Raw genomic sequence first — 19,289 nt, forward strand, 5'->3', positions numbered from 1 at the left:
CCTGTTTAGAATATCCCAGAATTCTTGGTAGGGGTCACTGGTCGTTACTGCTGCCGCGTAATTGTTTGACATTCCAGCACTTACCGTCATACCTAAAATCAGTATTACTAACCATAATCCCACTAACTTTCTCATGGGAATGTCACCAAAATACTAAAACCAATTGAAGTTTAAAAGAATTTTCTATCCACATTTTGCACACCACAAAAAATAGTACACAAAAAACGGAAAATCTGAAAGAGCACTCATCACCACGGCACGCTCTTCCAGCCCATTTTATAGGCAAAGTAGTTGGCCCCCCAGTGGACGAAGGGGGAGACCACGAGGAGGAAGATTATCTGGCCCGAGCTGAGGGTTTTAACAGGATAAGCGAGTGCAAGTGCACTTATAAGAAACCCCAGCTGGTCGAGGCCTATGGCTGGAGCACCGCGCGGGAGGTTTGCCCTCCTCTTGAAGAAGCTCCCAATGAGGTCACCCAGGAGGGCACCAAAGGACAGGAGGAACGCCAGAAGAACGGCCGTCCTAAAATCACCGTAGAAGCCGGGGGTTAAGCGGTACTGAACCACCCCCACGAGGGTGCCTATGGAAACACCACCGATGAGGCCGCGCCAGGTCTTTCCGTCCCCAAACAGCCTGCGGCCGTCCCTCCACGTTCTGCCACAGTCAATGGGTCGCCCACCTCCGACAAGCACGGGGCTCGCGTTGGCAAAGTAGGCAGGGAGGATGTACCAGAACGCCCACAGCAGTGATGAGAGCGACATCGCCATAATTTCACCCGGTCTGATTATTGAAGGCCGGTTTTAAAGCTACCGTTTTTCGGGTGCTTCAAGACAGTCCATGAGCCTCTCAAGAACCTCCTCGTCCTCGTGCTCAATCAGAAACCTCAGGATCCGTTCCGCAAGGTCATTTCTGTGTATAGCAAACCTGATGCTCTCCCTTATTAGCTCCGCCTCCTCGCTTTCCTCACCCTCAAGCTCCCGAAGGGCCCGTTCCAAGTTCGCCCTGGTCTGCTGTATGTCCTCCATTATCTTGTTGTAATAGGCCGCCTGCCTCCAGTCCTTGAGGAGTTTTGTTGCTTTGTAGTAGGCCCTCTTGTCACCGGGCTTTTTAATCCTCACGACGAGTCCTATGCGCTCCATGAACTTGAGGGCGGTGCTCACGTGGGAGAGGGAATAGCCCGTCGCCTCGGCGATCTCACCCAGGCTCATGGGCTCCCGGGCAAGGAACAGGACGCCGTAGATGTAACCGTAAAGCTCGTTGAAGCCGAACCTCCTCGCGGCCCCTGCGAAATGATCCATAATTATCCTCTTGGCCTCTTCGATCCCCATCACCAACACCCCGATTTTATACCATCGCCGAAAGGGACTGCATCAATCAACTGACAAAAGGTTTTTAAGGTTTTATTTATTTAAAACTTTCGGAAGTTTCCGAAAGTTGGGGGAGAAACCATGAATCCACTGAGGAGCGCCGCGAGAACCATCGTGAGGTACAGGGTGGCCTTTGCACTGATAGCGGTGTTTCTGCTGGTCGTTTCGGTATACGGAATCCAGAAGCTTCGCTTTGAGAGCGACCTCAGAACCATGCTCCCTGAAAACCACCCATCCATAGCGGACTACACGGCATTGCAGAACGAGTTCCAGAGCGGTGACAGCACGCTGATAGTCGTCAAGGTGGCTTCAATAGAGCCCGGAGGAGTCTACGACATCCGCGACCCGAAGGTCATAGAGGCCGTTTACGAGCTTGAGCAGAGGCTCAGGCAGAGGGAGTACGTAACCGACACGGTGAGCATCGCTGATGTCTACATGCAGGTTCTGGGGAGGCTCCCAAAGAACGAGGAGGAGGCAAAGTTCGTCCTCGACATGCTCCCACCGGACGAAAGGTACAGTCTCGTCAGCAGGGACTACACCACGACGATAATAGCCGTGACTATAAGCAGGGAAAAGAAAACGGAGACCCTCGTAAGGGTCTACCGGGGCATAGAGAGGGACATAGAGAGCGTCAAGTTCCCGAAGAACGTTGAGGTCATCCAGACCGGGAACATAGGGATAACATACCGCATACTGGAACTCCTCCAGAGCGACCTCAATAAGACGATGGTGATCTCCTTCATCCTCGTTATAGCCCTGCTCCTGTACTTCTACCGATCCCCGGTAAAGGCGGCCATCCCGCTCATTCCCCTCATCTTCGGCGTCACGATGACGCTCGGCTTCATGGGGCTGATGGGAATCCCCCTCGATTTGGCCACGACAACCGTCGGAGCGATGATGATAGGCATGGGCATAGACTACGGAATCCACGTGACCAACCGCTATTACGAGGAGAGGAAAAGGGGAAGGAGCATAGAGAAAGCGGCGGAAGAAGCGGTCGCGGAGACTGGAAAAGCCCTCCTTGGAGCGGCGCTTACCACCATAGGCGGCTTCGCCGCGATGTATCTATCAAGCCTCCCGATGCTCCACCACCTGGCCACCGCGCTGATCCTCGGTTTAAGTTTGGCCGCGCTCAACGCCGTCGTGATAACCCCCGCGGTCATAATCCTGGAAGAGGACATAATGAAGAGGTTGAAGGGCCACTACGTGGTACCGGAGGTTCGCTCCCATTCGGGCGTGGTGGGGAAGGCTTTCCACAGCCTCGGAGAGACCATAAGGAGAAAACCCGCAACATTTCTAGCGGCGGTGTTCCTGATAACCCTCTTCTTCGGATACGGAATAACGCAGGTGACCACCGAGGTGAGGCTTGAAAAGTTCGTCCCCAAGGGCATGCCGGAGATAGAGGCGCTCATGGACATAAGGAGCGACTTCGGCGGTCAGGACGAGCTGTACGTCCTCCTTAAGGCGAACGACGTCAGGAACCCAGCCATAGTCAGGGGCATTTACCGCTTCGAGAATCAGGTAAAGGCGGACTCTTACTACAACGGTGTCTTCGACTCAGAAAGCATAGCCGACGTGGTTCACCGGCAGTACGGCTACATTCCCAGCGATGAGGAGAAGATAAAGAGCGCCCTGGAGAAGAGCCAGGGCGTAAACCTGGTCTCAAGCGACTATTCCATGACCCTCATCAAGTTCAAGGGCGACTTCGGGGGAGCAAGCATGGATGATTTCAGGAGGATAATGCGCTATTTTGAGGAGGAAACGGCTAGGGCACAGGAAACGGAGTTCCCGCCAGGAGTGAAGCTTTCCCTCACAGGAGACATATACCTGAACTACGTACTCGACGGGCTCACAAAGGTCGAGATAAACCGCATCTCGACCTACGGAACGGCTTTTGTCGTGTTGATAGTGCTCCTCCTCTTTAGAAAACCCAAAGTTTCGGTGGCTATGATAACACCTATGTTCCTGGGTGCCCTCTGGACGGTCGGATTCATGGGGTGGGCCGGAATACCGTTCACCCAGAGTCTGGCCGGGGTTATCTCAATGATAGTGGGCCTGGGCGTTGACTACGGCATGCACCTAACCCACCGCTTCCTTGAGGAGATGAACGAGGGAAACCCCAGGCCGATAGTCACATCGGTTGAGAGCGTCGGGCCCGGCATACTGGCCGGTGCCCTGACAACGGCCGGCGGCTTTCTGGCTTTGCTCGCCGGCGAGCTGCCGACCATACACGACTTCGGAACGACCCTGGCGTTTGGAATATTCGCGTCAATGTTTGCCGCTTACCTCGTAACCCCTGCACTGCTGCAGGTCTTTTACGGAAGAAATACCGGAGGTGGTAGGGAATGAAAAAAACCGGATTGATTCTCGCCCTGATGCTCATCACCGCGATGCTCTCAGGGAGCGTGAGCGCATCAACCGGAAGCCCCCTCTTCGAGGGCTACCTGGGCAAGGGCGAGGCAATTCTCGTGGGCCCGCTCATAGTGACCTTAACTGACACCCAGAAGGACTACGGGAGCGGCGACTACTACGCCTTCCTCCTCATAATGAAGGACGGGAGAATACTCAACGCCGAATACAAGACGATACTCGTGCCTGATCCCGACAAGATACAGCGCCTTCTCCTCGACCCGGAGTTCCTAACGGCCATGGCACAGACCATGGGCTACGACGTGACCCAGTGCGAGCAGTACGTGAACAACAGCGCCGAATTCAACGCCTGTCTGATCGCCAACGCCTACGGATTCTACCAGTGGCTCAACAGCGCGTCCCCGCAGGAGATAGCCGACGCCGTGATTAAGACCATCGAGGAGCACCCAGAACTTGGAATAAGAAAGGAAGACGTCCTGATGGAGATAACCTATCCAGATGTAACCCCTGTCCGGGAAGGAGAAACGGTAGAAGTCAGCGCTGACAACCAGACGGTTTATGTGACCGTCAACGAGGTCTATCCAAACAGCGTCAGGGTAAGCATAAGCGGGCCCTCTGAATGGAGAGCCGCAACAGCCCCAGGAATGATAATTTCAAACGTCGAAATGCCGAGCACGGTTCAGCCGGGGGACACGGTTACCATCAAGGTTCACCTAAGGAACGAGGGGGCACTTAAGGTGCGCTACATAAACGTCTTCGTTACGCCCACGCCGATGAGCTTCAACGACAGCTCCTCAATAGCGAGCGCAGTTTCAATGGCCCTGAGCCAGAGCGGAATGTCCAAGAGCGTCTTCTACCCAGAGGAAAGCGCCGTGCAGTACATTGAGTACCTCGAAGGCAAGGAAAATGCGACTCTGACATTCAGGATAAAGATAAACCCCAACGCCGACGTCGGAACGTATCCCCTCTACGTCGGGGTCGTCTACTTCACCGGCCTGGGGGCGAACATGCGCATGGTGCAGAGCTACAACTTCGTGGCGCTCACAGTTAAGAAGCCCAGGGAAGCCTTCGTCGAGATAACCAAGGTCGAGACCGAGCCCCGGGAGATAAGCCCTGGCGATACCTTCACCGTGCGCTTCACCCTTGAGAACACGGGGGCGGAGCCCGTTAAAGCCCTCAGCCTGAAGATAAGCTCATACAAGGTGCCGGTGCAGGGCGAGATAAAGAACGTCGACCTCTCAGCCCTCTCGCAGCTCCCAGCCCAGGGGAGCGAGCAGCTGAGCCAGAGCCTGCAGGATGCCCTCAACGGGATAATGGCACAGCTTGCGAAACAGAACATAGAGGCCTTCCTGCCCATCGGGGAGGACAACGTGAAGTATCTCTCAGAGCTTCAGCCCGGGGAGAAGGCCACCCTTGAGTTCAGAATCAAGGCCAATGAGAAGCTGGAGAACGGCATATACCCGCTCAGGATAGAGCTGAAGTACATCACGGAGCCGAACGAGAAGGAGATAACCGACGAGAGGCTGGTCGGAATAGACGTGACCGGGAGGGCCCAGCTGATACTCTCAAAGGTCTCAACGTCGCCCGGCAAGATAATCCCCGGGACGGACAACGTTGAGGTCGACTTCCAGGTGGACAACGTTGGAACCGGTACTGCTAGGACGGTAATAGTCAAACCCATGCCGGGGTGGCCCTTCTCGCTCAGCGAGAGCAGCGAGCAGGTAATTGGCCTGGGAAGCCTGGGGAAGGGCGACTCCGCACACTCATCGTTCAAGATAAACGTCGCCGAGAACGCCAGCTCCGGAACCTACGAGATACCCCTGCTGATAACATACACCAACGACCTCGGGATGGAGAAAAACGTCACGCTCAAGGTTCCCATAATAATCGGCGCCAAGCCGAACATCGAGGTCGTCGGTGTGGACTTTGCTCCAGAGCCCCTCCAGGGGGAGAGGGTCAAAGTGTACATCAAGCTGAAGAACACGGGCGGTGAAAAGGCCACCAGCGTGCTCATCGAGGGGGTTGTGAAGGCGGACCAGCCTTTCAGTCTGGATAAGAGAACGGACTACATCGGCGACCTGGCCCCCGGGGCAACGGGAGAAGGAGTAATCGTGCTCAGGATAGACGGGAACGCAATTCCGAAGGACTACAACATCCAGCTGCGCATAAGGGCCGTCGGAGACCCGGCCCAGGGGGACGACAACGTCTACGTCTTCGAGAGAACCGTGACCATCGCCGTGAAGGAGAACACAAAAACCCAGACCAACCTGAGAAACCTGGCCATAGTCATCGGCGTGCTCGTGATTATCGCGGTGCTCTACACCTACAGGAAACGGTCCAGCTAAGCCGGAAAACTTTAAACGCACTTCGAAGAATGAGGGGACACGGTGAAAAGAATGAACTGGAAGCTGCTGATGCTCGGTGTGGTGCTTATAATCATCTCCTGGATAGGCTACGTGGCCTATGCCGCTATTACCGCCAGCCCAACGGTTCACGCCAGCTGGGGCTATGTGGATGAGAAGACGACAGAAATATGGGTGGACGCAGAGCTGAGCAAGCCTCTGCTCGTCCCGGTGGAGGTAGAGAACCTGAGCCTGAACTTCATGGGGATACCCGTTGCCAGAGTCGCGAGGTTTGACTACGGTGCGACGAGGTCGGAGGTAAACATGGCCATAGTCATAGACAACGAAAACCTAGTCCGCTCCCTGGTGGCCTACTTGGACAACGGCCAGACGGGGGAGGTCGAGTTCCGCCTCAAGGGAAGTCTCCTAAAGGTGATACCCATCAACGCGGACATAAGGCAGGTTATCAGCGAGGACGTCCTGGCGTACCTCAACTTCACCGCGGAGAGCAAGGAGCTCGCTGGTGGACTGGTCAAGAGCCCTGCGCTGGTCGAAACAACTTTCGACTGGGCCGGCGAGCAGAACGGAAAGGCAGTCCTTATAGCCCACATGAAGTTCTACAACCCAAACAAATACCCCGTCCCGATCACGAAGCTCAGCTTCGACGCATATGCAAACGGTATAAAAATCGGGTACGGCGAAACCGAAGAGACCACCATCATACCCTCCGGCGGATACTCCACCGTGGACGTCAGGATGTACGTTGATGAGAGCAGACTGACCAAAGTGTGGGAGATCCATGTAAAAAACGGTGAGATGAGTAAGGTTCGCGCGGATATTTTCATGGACATCTCCGTCCTTAACCAGAGATACAGCATCAAGCTGGCGAGCTACGAAGAGACCGTGAAGACGGACATCATGGGTGGCCTCAACAGCATGCTGGAGAACCTCCTCTCCGGATGAAGGTTTTTAAGGCTCCCGTCTTTTCCATTTTCTGGTGAGAGAAATGAACGTGAGAGAGATTCACGAGTTCCTAAACGAGATGTGGGAGAACATGTTCACCCTCAACGAAGAGCTCAAGCTTGAGCTCCCGAAGGAGGGCTTTAAGGTTGAAGACGTCGAGGAGGCCTTCGGGGCCTACATCTTCATAGACGGCGAGTGGAGGCTCATGAAGTACCCCCACCCAGCGTTCGAGATAAAGCCCCAGATAGAGGTCGGTGCAACCCCGGAGAGCTACTACTTCGTGGTCGCGGTTCCGAAGGAGAGGATAAAGGCCGAGTTTCTGGCGAAATTCATCGAGCTCTTCCCGAGGAGCTTCATCTACGGTGCCACCGATTTTCTCAGCGACATCTACAACTGGAGGCGCGACGGAAGGGTCTCCCCGGGGGAGATACTTGAAAAGATCAAAGCCAGTGATGAGAAGCTGTTCCAGTTTGAAGCAAACTTCGAAAGCGCCGGGGAGCTGAAGAGGGGACTTCTGAAGCTCATAGAGACCGGCAAGCTCTTCGAAATCTTCGATCTCTGAGGTGTAGCTATGTACGCCGATGCTTTCCCCGAGGAGCTGAGGGAGTACTACCGGAGGCTCTTCGGAAGCGAGGCGGAGGAGATAATGGCCTCCCTCAGAACGCCGGTGGAGAAGTACTACATCAGGGTAAACACCCTCAAGACCAGCAGGTCAAAGCTGATGAGCATCCTCCGGAAGGAGGGCCTAAAGCCGAAGCGAAGCCCCTACCTCAAAGAGGGGATATACTTCGAGCGCGAAGGCCCAAATTTCCCGGACGACTATGAACCCGGCCTGCCCGTGGTAAGGGCCAACAAGTTCGCGAGCGAGAGCGTCTACCAGGGGGCCATGCTCTACGCCCCCGGTGTCCTCCAGGCGGACAAGAGAATAAAACCCGGCGACGAGGTGGAGATACGCGACCCGAGGGGGCTTCTCGTCGGAATCGGCATCGCCAGAATGAACGCCAAGGAGATGGTGGTCTCGACGCGCGGAGTGGCGGTTGAGGTCACCCTGCCGAAGTTCAAACTGCCAAGTCTGAGCGAGCTTCAAAGCTTCAAGGAGGGCCTCTTCTACGCCCAGAGTTTGCCCTCGATGGTGGTCGCCCACGTCCTTGAGCCGAGTGAGGAGGAGCTAGTAATCGACATGGCCGCCGCTCCCGGAGGGAAGACAAGCCACATCGCTCAGCTGATGCAGAACAGGGGCGAGATAATAGCCATAGACAAGTCCAGAAACAGGCTCAAAAAGATGGAAGAAGAGCTCAAAAGGCTCGGCGTGAAGAACGTCAAGGCCATCCACATGGACTCGCGGAAGCTTCCCGAGCTGGGAATCCAGGCGGACAAGATACTCCTGGATGCACCGTGCACGGCCCTTGGCATAAGGCCAAAGCTGTGGGAGAGCAGGACTCCAAAGGATATCGAGGCCACAGCACGCTACCAGAGGCATTTCATCAACGCCGCCATAAAATCCCTAGGGAAGGGCGGTGTTCTCGTCTACTCCACCTGCACGCTGAGCTACGAGGAGAACGAGGGGAACGTGAAGTACATCCTCGGCAAAGGTTTAAAGCTCGAAGAGCAGAGCATCTTTATAGGTTCGAGCGGTATGGGTATCGACGAGGTTCAGAGGTTCTATCCGAACAGGCACCTGACCCAGGGATTCTTCATAGCCAAATTCAGGAAGGTGTAGCCATGGACTGGAGGAAGTACTCCCTCCTAGGCCTGGGTCTGGCGATAATAGCCCTCCTCCTCTGGTGGGCCGGAATAGAGGAGGTCATTGCGATACTCAGGAACGCGAGGGCGGACTACTTCCTCCTGGCGGTTCTTGTTTACATCGCCGCCGTCATCATATGGGCCCTCCGCTGGAGGGTTCTCCTGAACAGCCTGGGCATTGGGGTTCCCTTCAGGACGATTCTCGGGGCCCTCTTCGCGGGCATATTTGTGAACAACGTCACTCCTGGCGCAAGGGGCGGCGGCGAGCCTGTGAGGATGTACTACATATCCAAGCATACCAAAGAACCCTACGGCAACGTCTTCGCCACGATAATGCTAGACAGGATACTCGATGTGATCCCGGTCGTCGTCATGCTCTTCCTCGCGACAGTGTACGTATACCACCTCGGGTCGTTCACGCTGACAATCACGGTGTTTGTACTCGACCTCGCTTTTGCCGCCCTAACCCTGGCAACGGTCGGCATACTCCTCAGCGAAAGGAAGACCAAGGGCATGCTCTACTGGGTCTACCGGCAGTTTGGAAGGATTATGCCGAAAAAGGCCGCCAAGTACGAGGAGAAGTTTGTCCATGCCGTTGAAGTCAGCGTCCCCCAGTTCCAGGAGAAGTTCAAGTTCCTGCTCACCCACAGGCGCGCCTTTGCACTCTCCTTGGCATACTCCTTCGCCTTCTGGTTCCTTGTTCTCCTCAGGTCGTACCTGATATTCCTGAGCATCAACAACCCCATAGGCATCCTCGACGTCATGGTCGTCCAGACCATCGGCATAGTGGTGGGAATGATGATGGTTCTCCCCGGAGGGGCCGGAATAATCGAGGCCATAAACTCCGCGGTGTACGTCCTACTGGGCATAGGGAAGGGAGTGGCCGTTACGGCAACGGTCCTTGAGAGGCTCATCTCCTACTGGGCCCCCACATTCACGGGGGCTATAGTGATGGCGCACTTCGGCATAAAGGTCAGGGCCGAGAGGCAGTCCCGCGAGGAAGAGGGAAAGGTATAAATCCAACCTCCCACATTTTTGAGTTAGCACTACTGCCTCGTGGGGAAGAGGGTAGTATGAAGTTCGGAATCGTTGCCCGAAGGGATAGGGAAGCGGCGCTGAAGCTGGCGTACAGAGTTTACGACTTTTTAAAGATTAGTGGATACGAGGTCTGCGTCGACAGCGAGACCCACAGGCATCTCCCCGAGTTCCATGAGGAGGACGTCTGCCCGCTTGAGGATTTCGACGTCGATTTTATAATCGTCATAGGGGGAGATGGGACGATACTGCGGGTGGAGCACAGAACCAGGAAGGACATACCCATCCTCGGAATCAACATGGGAACCCTCGGCTTTCTCACGGAGGTGGAGCCCCACGAGACGTTCTTTGCACTGAGCAAGCTCCTTGAGGGCGATTACCACATAGATGAGCGCATAAAACTGAGGACCTACCTAAACGGCGAGAACACCGTGCCGGACGCGCTCAACGAGGTGGCCGTCCTGACGGGAATCCCCGGAAAGATAATCCACCTCAAGTACTACATAGACGGAGGCCTGGCCGACGAGATAAGGGCCGACGGACTGATAGTCTCGACACCGACGGGATCAACGGGCTACGCAATGAGCGCGGGCGGGCCCTTCGTGGACCCGAGGCTGGACGTCGTGGTCATAGCACCTCTCGCACCAATAGCCCTGAGCTCAAGGCCCATGATAGTGCCCTCGTACAGCACCATAGACATCAGAAACATCGCCATTACAAGGGAGGTCATCCTCGCCATCGACGGCCAGTTCTACACGTACCTCGAACCGGAAACGGAGATAACCGTGAAACTCTCCCCAAGAAAGGCCAAGTTCATACGCTTCACCAGTGAGGTGTACCCCAAGTACACAATGAAAATCAAGGGGAAGTTTTGAGCAGCTCCTTCAGGTCTTTTATTGGGGCAAACTCCCTTTTCAGTATCATCATCTCCTTTTCATCCATTGTGGAACTCCCAACGAGGAGAAGAACAGTGGAGCCAGTCCCAATCGCATAGTCCTTGAGCGCGGAGAGGAACCTGAACACGGACTGGAAATCGTTGTAGAGGATGAGAACCTCAAGGCAGTCTATAACAACAAGCTTTCCCCCGCCCTGGAAGAACTTCACGGCACTGTCCAGAATCACGTGGAGCTTAGTCGGACCAACGCCGCTTTCGCTCGCCTGGGTTATCCAGAGGGTTTGGACGTGCTTGCAGGAGCCCTCATACTTCCAGGGGCTTCTGGTAATAACCATTGCCGGAATCCCACACCTCCCGAGGAACCCCAGAACCTCATCCTCCCCGCCAAGATACATGAAGCCGCCAGAGGGCAGTTTCCCATCGAGGGCCTTCCCGGAGGGCACCGGAAAGATTCTCCTCTCAACGCTCCGGATGTAGTTCATCAGCCCGTAAGTTATGCCGAGTATTGAGAAGAAGTATGCTATCTGTTCAACATGCATCAGCATCCCAGAGTCTCTCACAAAATCATCCACTATGTCAACTGCCCGCCCTATAGAGGCCAGGAAAAGCGAAAATGCCGTCACAACTATGAATCTGTTGAGTGCCCCCTCGTAACGGTTGATCCTCTTGAGGGCATAGAGGGCTGCATACCCGATTACAACGAACAGAACAACGTCTGCAATGAACACCGGCAGAGACACCGTCAGCTCCATACTACCTCCACCTCATCGGTTCTGAACTTCTGCCTGACTACGGTGTCCCGAATGCCGAAGCGAACGCCTCCAAGATACATCCTCAGCCCGGTGTAGGCTATCATAGCCCCGTTGTCCCTGCAGAGTTCGTAGGGCGGAACGAAGAAGCCTATACCCCTGTCCTCGGTCATGATTTTTAGCATCTCGCGGAGGCGGTTGTTGGCGGCGACACCGCCGACGAGGACCACCTCATCCTTGCCCGTGTGCGCCACGGCCCTCTCCGTCACCTCCACCAGAGCGGCAAAGGCAGTTTCCTGGAAGGAGTAAGCTAAGTCCTCAACGCGGTACTTCCCGGTTCTGTACTTCCTGACGGCCTCCGTGAGTATTCCAGAGAAGCTCAGATCCATGCCCTTTACTGCGTAGGGGAGCTCTATGTAGCGCTCGCCCTTAAGCGCGAGCTTCTCGATCTTTGGGCCACCGGGAAAGCCTATGCCCAGCTCCCTGGCAAAGGTGTCTATAGCGTTGCCTATGCCTATGTCCAGCGTCTCGCCGAAAACGCGGTAGCGACCGCCTTCTAAAGCTAAAACCTGCGTGTTCCCGCCGCTGACATATAAACCAACGGGATCCTTAACGCCAAACATCTTGGTTATCTCAACGTGGGCGATGCAGTGATTGACGCCGACTATGGGCTTACCGTATTTTATTGCGAGAGCTCTTGCCGCCGTTGCCACGACGCGGAGGGCGGGACCGAGGCCCGGCCCCTGTGAGAACGCTATGACGTCAACATCTTCCATACCTATTCCAGCCTCGCCGAGGGCCTTTCTGAGAAGGGGTTTCAAGAGATTAGCGTGGTGTTCGGCCGCTTCCTTCGGATGTATTCCCCCCTTCTCCGTCGTGAGAGTGTGGAATACGTTGGCCAGAACTTCCTTTTCTGTAACGATGCCTATGCCAAGGGTGTGGGCCGTGCCTTCTAGGCCAAGGGCTATCATCGTGATACGCTCGGGAAAAGTGTATAAAAAGTTGCCGGGCTACCGTCCCGGCCGGTAAATCTTATTCTCAAAGGTCACGAAGTCGGTCCACGATAGGTGTGCCAGGAACCCGGCCTCAAGGTTCGGACGGTCTCCACTGAAGGCATCCTCTCTGGCCGAACCGCTAACGACCTCGCCCACAAACCACGTGTGGTCGCCGTAGTCCCTCTCATCTACCAGCTTACACTCGATGTTCGCCAGTGCGTTCCCGATGCTCGGCGTTTCAATTGCCTTCGAGGGAACCAGCTCTATGGAGGTCTCCTTCAGCTTTTCAGGCCCGTGCTTCGTCCCGACTATCCAGACGTCATCGAGCATGTCCACGCCGGGAACGCTTATCACGAACTCGCGGTACTTCTTGACGAGCTTCCAGGTGTGCCTCTGGGGCGCTATGGCAACACCGACCATAAAGGGCCTCGCTGAGACTATGGTAACCCAGTCAGCGGCCATGACGTTTGCTTCCTCGCCCCTACCGGCTACGACGAGGTAAGTCCTCATAGGATAGAGCAGCCTGTACGACTTCATCCCACCACCCAATATGAATCCCGCTTCATGGTATAAAAGGTTAAAGTCCCCAAGAACGCCGGGACACTAAAAGAGAGAAGCATCAGCGCAGGGAGAGCCAGTGGAGTGCCCTGGCGGCTCTCTCCGGTGTCGGGAAGTTCTTGATTCCATGGTTTTCGAGAAGCTTAACTCCCCCACTCACCAGCTCTCCGGCCATGAAGTTTACCACGATAGGTTTGTCGCAGTCGGCCTCGATTACGGCCTTGGCTATCTCCTCGCTGGGCAGGAAGATGGGCGGCACGCAGATGACGAGGAGCGAATCCACGTTTTGGTCCCGACAGACGACTTCAATCGTTTTTCTGTAGCGCTCGTAGTCCGCATCGGCTATCAGGTCAATCGGGTTCCTCACCGAGCATTGACTCGGAAGGAATGAGCGGAGTTCATCGACCGTCTCATCGCCCAGCTCTGCAATCTCAAGGCCCAGCCTTTCGAGTTTGTCCGTTGCCAGAACACCTGGGCCGCCGGAGTTTGTGATCACCGCGACCCGCTTCCCGGCTCTGGTGTGCATCTCGAAGGCCTTGGCGGCATCGAAGAGCTCCTCCATCTCCTCAACCTCTATCGCCCCTGCCTGCTTGAACGCCGCCCTGTAAATCTCGTAGCTCCCGGCCAGAGAGCCTGTATGTGAAGCCGCAGCTTTAGCTCCGCTCGCACTCTTCCCTGCCTTGAGGATGATGACCGGTTTTCTGGCACTTGCGTAGCGGAGGGCTTTTAGGAACCGCCTGCCGTCCTTGACGCCCTCTATGTAGAGGGCTATCGCCCTTGTGTTCTCATCGTCCGCGAAGTACTCCAAAAAGTCGCTCTCGTTCAAATCGGAGGCGTTTCCATAGGAAACGAAGGCAGAAAATCCAATTCCCTCATCGTTGCCCATTGCCAAAGCCGCGCCACCGAAGGCACCGCTCTGACTGATTAATGCCAGCCCTCCGGGCCTAACCCTGACCTCGAAGGAACCGAAGAACCTCCCGTGGACGCCGAAGATGCCGGCGCAGTTGGGGCCAATGATTCTGACGCCGTGCCTCCTGGCCTTCTCCACCAGCTCACGCTCAAGCTCCTCGTTTCCAACCTCAGAGAAGCCGGCGGAGATAACGACGGCGCCCTTGATAAGGGGACCGATTTCGTCGATGAGGGTGGGAACGAACTTCGCCGGGATTGCTATGATGGCGCTGTCCACAGGTTCATCGAGCCGCCCACGGATTTCAAAGGTTCTCCCCGCGACCTCGACGGTTCCGCCCTTCGGATTGACCGGGATTATCTTGCCCCCAAAGCCCCCTTCCACGATATTCCGGAGAATCTCGTATGCTATGGCGCCCTTCTTGAAGGAGCCGAACACCGCAACGCTTGAGGGATAAAAGAAGAAGTCCATTCACTCACCTCCCCTCCGGCTCCTCGGGTAGCTCCTGCTCTCCTGTTTCAGGTGGAGAAGCCCCAGCCGATCCCTCGGGTATTTCGGGCTCTTTCCCGGCCCCTTTCTTCTTCACAAGGATAACGGCCGCTATCACGAGCACAACGGCTATTCCATAGGCGTAGAGCCGGTAGTTAGATTTCTTCTCCGTGACAGTTATTATCAGAGTGTGGTCCGGCGCCAGAACGTAAGTGCCCCCGACGACGGAGATGCTGTCAAAAGCCCCCGGAAGCTTTACCATGGCCTTCCATACCTTTTCAGAGGACGTCTCATGATAAGCAACCTCCGGTCTGGCAACTCCGATAACGACCAGCGAACCGTTTTCCTGCCGGGTGTCTATACTCATAACGTCCATTGTGGCCCTGAAGCTGGCCAGGAGCTGGTTTATTATCGACGGGGTAGCGTTGGCACCGGTGAAGGTCGCGTTGAACTGGACGTAGCCCTCTTCCGGATCGTAGAGGAGTGAAATCTCCTTCCGGGTCGAGTTCAGGAACAGCACGTAGGAATACACGGGGGTGTACAGCTCTATGATCGGGAGAAAGCTTCCGTCCTTCCACACGGCAACGTTATCGCTCAGGTCATCGGGAACGGGGGCCAGGTTCTTTATCTGGTAGTCCTTGGGCAGAATCAGGGTGAGCTTGTCCCAGCTGTAGTCAAAGACATGCCCTTTGTAGACAAAATCGAGGGAGCCGCTCAGGGGGCATCTAAGCACCTTCCCATCGCTCACAAGAAAGTTCGCAAGGGCGAAGGTTACGACCGCAGACCAGTTGTCGAGAACTTTCACGGGGCCCCCCGATGGAAGGTATATCGTGCTGGTCATGTTAACTGCCTCGAACCTCTTTTCAATGTTGTCCCTCATGTTGTCGTAGACCAGCTGCTTCACAAAACTCTTGAACTCCTCTCTAGCCTTTGTACTGTTGTTGGCGGCCAGGTAGTCGAAGTACGCCCTATAGCCGGGATCCTTCAGAACCACGTATATTTTGAAGGTTCCCATCCAGGTGGAGGCGTTTTCGACCTTAACAGGAGCCACCGTAATGGTCATCTCCATCCTGAAAAGGGGCTGCGGGTCGTCGACTGCACTGACCTCACCGATGAGCGAAGTGAGGAGAAAGACGATGAGCATGAACGCCATGAACCGCCTCATTCAACCACCTCCACGGAAATCTTCTCGGCGAATAAAAAAGCTTATTGGTTCCTTCGCCTAAGCTTCCTCCATGAGGAAGAGATACAGAAAGGTCGTCGTCGGCGGAACGTTCGACAGACTCCACCTGGGCCATAAAGCCCTGCTGCGGAAGGCCTTTGAGGTGGGAGAGTACGTTTACATCGGCCTCACATCGGACGAAATGATTAGAGACAAGCCCTACGCCGAGAAGATACTCCCCTACGAGCTCCGATTAAAGGATTTGCTCAAGTTTTTTGAAGTGAATGGCTACTCAAACTACCGCATCATCAAAATTCGCACGGCAATAGGCTTTGCGGATAAGATGAAAAGCCTCGAAGCGATAGTTGTCAGCGAGGAGACCTACAAGGGTGCTCTCATCGTGAACAGGGCAAGAAAGGAGAAGGGCCTGAAGCCCCTAGAAATAGTCACTATAGGCCTCGTGAGGAGCTCCTTAGGCCCCAAAATCAGCTCGTCCTTGATAAGGGCGGGCCTAATCGACCCCCTCGGGAACCCAAGGAAGATAGGTTCACCGTAATCCCCCCTTCGTTACCGGGACGTATTCCACGTCAAAACCGAAGGCTCTCGGCCCAAGCAGTTCAAGCCCACGTGGAGACCTCCACACTTCCGGGGCAGAAAATCCAAAAACCACATATTCTTTTCCAAGCCTTACCTCGGAGTTTACCACCGGAACTCCCTCCGGAGTCAGCACTGTTATCAAATCGGGCACAGTCACATCTACACTTCCGTTTCTTAATCCAAGAAGGTTTTCATTTTTAAACAGAACCTCATAGTTTTCCCCTTCAAATTCACCCGTTCCATCCAATCCCATCAGTCCCAGGGTGAAGCCTCCCTCGTCCCTCCTTTCAAGCGAAGTGCAGACACCTCTGAAGAGGAGAATGCCCCCGAGCTCCATCAGATTGCTCTCCCATTCCTCACTTCTCAGAGCCCGACCGATGGAAATAGCCCCGCTAAGGGTGCCCCTTAGAAGAACCCGCCTCGAAATCGCAGCATCAAAGGGGTGGGAGGCAACTCCAACCTTTCCAACAGCACTCACGACCGCCCTAACGAGCAGTTCTGCCCTCCTGTCATCCACAGTGCGAGGTACGAGTAGAACATCTTCTCCAGAAGTAACGATGGAGAAGGGCGTCATCTTGTAGCCATGGAGGTAATAAACAGAGTGGTGGAGTTCCGGAACGACCCTTCCGGCCATGTCCCCATCAATCGTGGGAATCTCCAGCTCAGCGGCGGTGGCCAAGGCAACTGCCGTGCTGTTGCCCCCCAACTCAGTGGGAACAACGGCCCCAAATTTTTCCCCAAGAACTCTTTGAGCTCCAGAACAGCCAGGCCGCAATGTTTCTCTTTGGAGACCCTCCACAGGCCCAACGAAGTACGGACTCACCGTAAAAACGTTCTTGGGCAGGTTTTCTACTCCAATTAGCCGTATCTCATAGCCTTTCCTGAGCACCCCTTCAATCCACTTCCAGCCGTTTTCAGGACTTCCCCCACCACCACAGCCAAGAAAGGTACATCCGATGATCAGGTCTTTCAAATCATCCTCTTCAAGCCTGCGAGCTGAGGTTTTTAGGTCACTCATGATCAACACCAAGTCATACTCCTCCAAGAATATAAAAGAATTTAAGGGTTGAGCGTTAAGTCACTCTTGGTGATACCCAATGTCAAAGTTGAGGGAGCCAATTATAGCGATTAACTTCAAGACCTATGCCCAGGCCACTGGGGATGGAGCCTTGAAGATAGCAAAAGCAGCGGAAAAGGTCTGGAAGGAGACAGGGATAACAATCGTCGTCGCCCCCCAGCTTGCCGACCTCTACCGGATAGCCCAGGAGGTCGAGATTCCTGTCTTCGCCCAGCACATCGACCCGATAACGCCGGGCAGCCACACCGGTCACGTTCTTCCGGAGGCGGTTAAAGAGGCCGGGGCAGTTGGGACGCTCCTCAACCACTCCGAGAACAGAATGATTCTTGCTGACCTTGAGGCAGCTATAAGACGGGCGGAGGAAGTTGGACTGATGACGATGGTCTGCTCCAACAATCCAGCAGTCAGCGCGGCAGTTGCCGCCCTTGGCCCGGACTACGTCGCCGTCGAGCCGCCCGAACTGATAGGTACTGGAATTCCCGTCAGCAAGGCCAAGCCGGAAGTCATCACCGACACCGTCGAGCTGGTTAAGAGGGTCAACCCGGACGTCAAGGTTCTCACCGGCGCTGGGATTTCCACCGGAGAGGACGTCAAAAAGGCCCTTGAGCTCGGGAGCGTTGGCGTTCTCCTCGCGAGCGGTGTAACCAAGGCCAAGGACCCGGAGAAGGCGATAAGGGACCTGGTGTCGCTGATCCTCTGAGCTTTTCATCATTTTTTATCACGAACAATGCCTAAGATTTATAAGCCCCTCCCCGGCTTTTTCTATCGGGCAGCCCCGTGGTGTAGCGGCCAAGCATGCGGGACTTTGGATCCCGCGACCCGGGTTCGAATCCCGGCGGGGCTACCATAGAAACTTTGCCTGCGCAAAGTTTCATCAAAGTTTGTAGCTCCTCTTGAAAGGCTGATTCCAGGTGATTTTTTCTTTGAGTGGCTGTTTTGGAAGTAAGAACTTTCCTAGTTGTTTCCTAATTGCGGGTTTAACTTTAAAATCGACGCCCCTTGGGCGTCAGGAGAGAATAAACCCCATTTCAGCAGGCTTTTTCAAAGTGTTCTCGCCTGAAAATGAACATTTGGCGTGTAAAATCGGCTTGTATGGACGTTCTTTATGAGGAGCTACATGCCTTTGGTGAAGCTCTTTACAAAAGTTTGTGCTTTAATTGTCAATGTTATTGGTTGTGTTTCTTGTTTTTGGCGCCCGAAGGGCGCTGGTTTGGAGTGAAACACTAGTCAAATTGTCCAACGTTAGTATAAAACCCTCTAAGAACGCCTTGTAGAAGGCATGCTAATTTCCACACTCCCAGTTTGAACAGTTGGAATATTTTGGTCAAGCTTTGCGCAAGCAAAGCTTGCTAGAACGCGAACTCCTCCACACTGAACTCTTCCATTACCCTCTCGAAGTCGTGCTCGGGCGCGTAGGTGAAGCCGCAGGAAGAGCACTTTAGGACACCGTTCTCCTCATGGAGCGGGGCAAAGCAGACCGGGCAGCGGTACTCCTCGCGGGAAAGCCTGTCGTAAACCTCGTCCTTCATGACGAGAAGGTTCAGCTCAACCTCCCAGTCCTCGTGGAGCATGCCCCAGTAGGGGGTCTCGACCGGGTAGAAGTCCTCCAGAATAAGGGCGTTTATTCCAATGCCCCCGATTCCAGGCGGGAGCTTGCCGGTCGGCTCTATGCTCACCACGTACTGGTCGTAGAACTCTATGTGCTCAGCCCTGACGGTTAAGCCGCGGGAGAGCCTTGAGCGAAGGGGAATCAGTTGGAGGAAAAGGTTTTCCCTCTCAACGTCCCAGCTCGCGCTTACTGAAACGCTCCCCTTCGTGAAGAACTGGGTTATGTACCCATCATCGCGCCCCTCGCCGGCGAGGTGAAAGCCCAGCTTACCCATGGCCCTCCCAAGGAAGTTCGGCCTCGGAAGCCGCTGGTAGTTCACCAGGTACTCACCTATCCATCCCGCGAGGGGCATAGAATAGCCTATGAACGCCTGCCTCTGGACGCGGAGGTAGGCCACGCTGGGGAGCAATTTGAACCCTGGGTTCATCTC

The 19,289-nt window shown here is 55.0% G+C and carries 18 protein-coding genes and 1 tRNA gene; 10 read left to right on the top strand and 9 right to left on the bottom strand.

The window, feature by feature from the left end; all coding sequences use genetic code 11:
• Nucleotides 1-248: 248 nt before the first annotated feature.
• Nucleotides 249-761, bottom strand: coding sequence for a CDP-2,3-bis-(O-geranylgeranyl)-sn-glycerol synthase (locus A3L14_RS00005; protein WP_055428399.1), 513 nt, complete (start codon nt 759-761; stop codon nt 249-251).
• Nucleotides 762-806: 45 nt separating this feature from the next.
• Entirely contained in the window at nt 807-1,328 is a 522-nt protein-coding gene (locus A3L14_RS00010) for a GbsR/MarR family transcriptional regulator (protein ID WP_055428311.1), read from the bottom strand.
• Between the two features lie 120 nt (nt 1,329-1,448).
• Between A3L14_RS00010 and A3L14_RS00015 the strand changes: the two genes are divergently transcribed.
• The 7 genes from A3L14_RS00015 to A3L14_RS00045 are packed head-to-tail and all read left to right on the top strand — an operon-like array spanning nt 1,449 to nt 10,695.
• A complete protein-coding gene (locus A3L14_RS00015) occupies nt 1,449-3,716 on the top strand; it encodes a hydrophobe/amphiphile efflux-3 (HAE3) family transporter (protein ID WP_055428312.1) in 2,268 nt (755 codons plus the stop codon).
• Nucleotides 3,713-6,082: a COG1361 S-layer family protein gene (locus tag A3L14_RS00020; RefSeq protein WP_074631378.1), complete on the top strand. Its 2,370-nt coding sequence runs from the start codon at nt 3,713-3,715 to the stop codon at nt 6,080-6,082. The genes A3L14_RS00015 and A3L14_RS00020 overlap by 4 nt, the downstream gene beginning before the upstream one ends.
• Nucleotides 6,083-6,133: 51 nt before the next feature.
• Nucleotides 6,134-7,042: an LEA type 2 family protein gene (locus tag A3L14_RS00025; RefSeq protein ID WP_055428313.1), complete on the top strand. Its 909-nt coding sequence runs from the start codon at nt 6,134-6,136 to the stop codon at nt 7,040-7,042.
• Between the two features lie 43 nt (nt 7,043-7,085).
• Nucleotides 7,086-7,604, top strand: coding sequence for a DUF3201 domain-containing protein (locus A3L14_RS00030; protein WP_055428314.1), 519 nt, complete (start codon nt 7,086-7,088; stop codon nt 7,602-7,604).
• Between the two features lie 9 nt (nt 7,605-7,613).
• The gene (locus A3L14_RS00035) at nt 7,614-8,762 is read left to right on the top strand and encodes an RsmB/NOP family class I SAM-dependent RNA methyltransferase (RefSeq protein WP_055428315.1); all 1,149 of its coding nucleotides are present in this window, start codon (nt 7,614-7,616) and stop codon (nt 8,760-8,762) included.
• Between the two features lie 2 nt (nt 8,763-8,764).
• Entirely contained in the window at nt 8,765-9,802 is a 1,038-nt protein-coding gene (locus tag A3L14_RS00040) for a flippase-like domain-containing protein (RefSeq protein ID WP_055428316.1), read from the top strand.
• Between the two features lie 56 nt (nt 9,803-9,858).
• Entirely contained in the window at nt 9,859-10,695 is an 837-nt protein-coding gene (locus A3L14_RS00045) for an NAD(+) kinase (protein ID WP_074631377.1), read from the top strand.
• Here A3L14_RS00045 and A3L14_RS00050 read toward each other — a convergent pair.
• From A3L14_RS00050 to A3L14_RS00070, 5 genes are all read right to left on the bottom strand, one after another.
• On the bottom strand, nt 10,679-11,467 hold the full coding sequence (locus A3L14_RS00050) for a DUF835 domain-containing protein (RefSeq protein ID WP_055428317.1): 789 nt from the start codon (nt 11,465-11,467) through the stop codon (nt 10,679-10,681). The two genes, A3L14_RS00045 and A3L14_RS00050, sit on opposite strands and share 17 nt — an antisense overlap.
• Complete coding sequence (locus A3L14_RS00055; RefSeq protein ID WP_055428318.1) at nt 11,458-12,435, bottom strand: bifunctional N(6)-L-threonylcarbamoyladenine synthase/serine/threonine protein kinase; 978 nt, start codon at nt 12,433-12,435, stop codon at nt 11,458-11,460. The genes A3L14_RS00050 and A3L14_RS00055 overlap by 10 nt, the downstream gene beginning before the upstream one ends.
• A gap of 39 nt (nt 12,436-12,474) precedes the next feature.
• Complete coding sequence (locus A3L14_RS00060; protein WP_055428319.1) at nt 12,475-12,996, bottom strand: flavin reductase family protein; 522 nt, start codon at nt 12,994-12,996, stop codon at nt 12,475-12,477.
• An 82-nt stretch (nt 12,997-13,078) separates the two neighbouring features.
• Nucleotides 13,079-14,395: an acetate--CoA ligase family protein gene (locus A3L14_RS00065; RefSeq protein ID WP_074631375.1), complete on the bottom strand. Its 1,317-nt coding sequence runs from the start codon at nt 14,393-14,395 to the stop codon at nt 13,079-13,081.
• Nucleotides 14,396-14,399: 4 nt separating this feature from the next.
• Entirely contained in the window at nt 14,400-15,578 is a 1,179-nt protein-coding gene (locus A3L14_RS00070; protein ID WP_074631373.1) for a hypothetical protein, read from the bottom strand.
• A gap of 70 nt (nt 15,579-15,648) precedes the next feature.
• Between A3L14_RS00070 and coaD the strand changes: the two genes are divergently transcribed.
• Nucleotides 15,649-16,131, top strand: coding sequence for a phosphopantetheine adenylyltransferase (gene coaD, locus A3L14_RS00075; RefSeq protein WP_055428322.1), 483 nt, complete (start codon nt 15,649-15,651; stop codon nt 16,129-16,131).
• Here coaD and A3L14_RS00080 read toward each other — a convergent pair.
• A complete protein-coding gene (locus tag A3L14_RS00080; RefSeq protein WP_055428323.1) occupies nt 16,123-17,190 on the bottom strand; it encodes a DUF917 domain-containing protein in 1,068 nt (355 codons plus the stop codon). The two genes, coaD and A3L14_RS00080, sit on opposite strands and share 9 nt — an antisense overlap.
• A 79-nt stretch (nt 17,191-17,269) precedes the next feature.
• Between A3L14_RS00080 and tpiA the strand changes: the two genes are divergently transcribed.
• Together tpiA and A3L14_RS00090 are read left to right on the top strand one after the other, a co-directional pair.
• Nucleotides 17,270-17,950: a triose-phosphate isomerase gene (gene tpiA, locus A3L14_RS00085; RefSeq protein WP_055428324.1), complete on the top strand. Its 681-nt coding sequence runs from the start codon at nt 17,270-17,272 to the stop codon at nt 17,948-17,950.
• Between the two features lie 71 nt (nt 17,951-18,021).
• Nucleotides 18,022-18,097: transfer RNA gene (locus A3L14_RS00090), tRNA-Gln, on the top strand.
• Between the two features lie 502 nt (nt 18,098-18,599).
• Here A3L14_RS00090 and A3L14_RS00095 read toward each other — a convergent pair.
• Nucleotides 18,600-19,286, bottom strand: coding sequence for a hypothetical protein (locus A3L14_RS00095; protein ID WP_055428325.1), 687 nt, complete (start codon nt 19,284-19,286; stop codon nt 18,600-18,602).
• Nucleotides 19,287-19,289 lie beyond the last annotated feature (3 nt).

It is taken from the genome of Thermococcus thioreducens (genome assembly GCF_002214545.1).
In the GTDB taxonomy this organism is placed as follows: Archaea; Methanobacteriota_B; Thermococci; order Thermococcales; family Thermococcaceae; genus Thermococcus; species Thermococcus thioreducens.

Coding starts and splice junctions, on each gene's coding strand:
- A3L14_RS00005 (WP_055428399.1), bottom strand. CDS start 761: ATGTCGCTCTCATCACTGCTGTGGGCGTTCTGGTACATCCTCCCTGCC.
- A3L14_RS00010 (WP_055428311.1), bottom strand. CDS start 1,328: ATGGGGATCGAAGAGGCCAAGAGGATAATTATGGATCATTTCGCAGGG.
- A3L14_RS00015 (WP_055428312.1), top strand. CDS start 1,449: ATGAATCCACTGAGGAGCGCCGCGAGAACCATCGTGAGGTACAGGGTG.
- A3L14_RS00020 (WP_074631378.1), top strand. CDS start 3,713: ATGAAAAAAACCGGATTGATTCTCGCCCTGATGCTCATCACCGCGATG.
- A3L14_RS00025 (WP_055428313.1), top strand. CDS start 6,134: ATGAACTGGAAGCTGCTGATGCTCGGTGTGGTGCTTATAATCATCTCC.
- A3L14_RS00030 (WP_055428314.1), top strand. CDS start 7,086: ATGAACGTGAGAGAGATTCACGAGTTCCTAAACGAGATGTGGGAGAAC.
- A3L14_RS00035 (WP_055428315.1), top strand. CDS start 7,614: ATGTACGCCGATGCTTTCCCCGAGGAGCTGAGGGAGTACTACCGGAGG.
- A3L14_RS00040 (WP_055428316.1), top strand. CDS start 8,765: ATGGACTGGAGGAAGTACTCCCTCCTAGGCCTGGGTCTGGCGATAATA.
- A3L14_RS00045 (WP_074631377.1), top strand. CDS start 9,859: ATGAAGTTCGGAATCGTTGCCCGAAGGGATAGGGAAGCGGCGCTGAAG.
- A3L14_RS00050 (WP_055428317.1), bottom strand. CDS start 11,467: ATGGAGCTGACGGTGTCTCTGCCGGTGTTCATTGCAGACGTTGTTCTG.
- A3L14_RS00055 (WP_055428318.1), bottom strand. CDS start 12,435: ATGATAGCCCTTGGCCTAGAAGGCACGGCCCACACCCTTGGCATAGGC.
- A3L14_RS00060 (WP_055428319.1), bottom strand. CDS start 12,996: ATGAAGTCGTACAGGCTGCTCTATCCTATGAGGACTTACCTCGTCGTA.
- A3L14_RS00065 (WP_074631375.1), bottom strand. CDS start 14,395: ATGGACTTCTTCTTTTATCCCTCAAGCGTTGCGGTGTTCGGCTCCTTC.
- A3L14_RS00070 (WP_074631373.1), bottom strand. CDS start 15,578: ATGAGGCGGTTCATGGCGTTCATGCTCATCGTCTTTCTCCTCACTTCG.
- coaD (WP_055428322.1), top strand. CDS start 15,649: ATGAGGAAGAGATACAGAAAGGTCGTCGTCGGCGGAACGTTCGACAGA.
- A3L14_RS00080 (WP_055428323.1), bottom strand. CDS start 17,190: ATGAGTGACCTAAAAACCTCAGCTCGCAGGCTTGAAGAGGATGATTTG.
- tpiA (WP_055428324.1), top strand. CDS start 17,270: ATGTCAAAGTTGAGGGAGCCAATTATAGCGATTAACTTCAAGACCTAT.
- A3L14_RS00095 (WP_055428325.1), bottom strand. CDS start 19,286: ATGAACCCAGGGTTCAAATTGCTCCCCAGCGTGGCCTACCTCCGCGTC.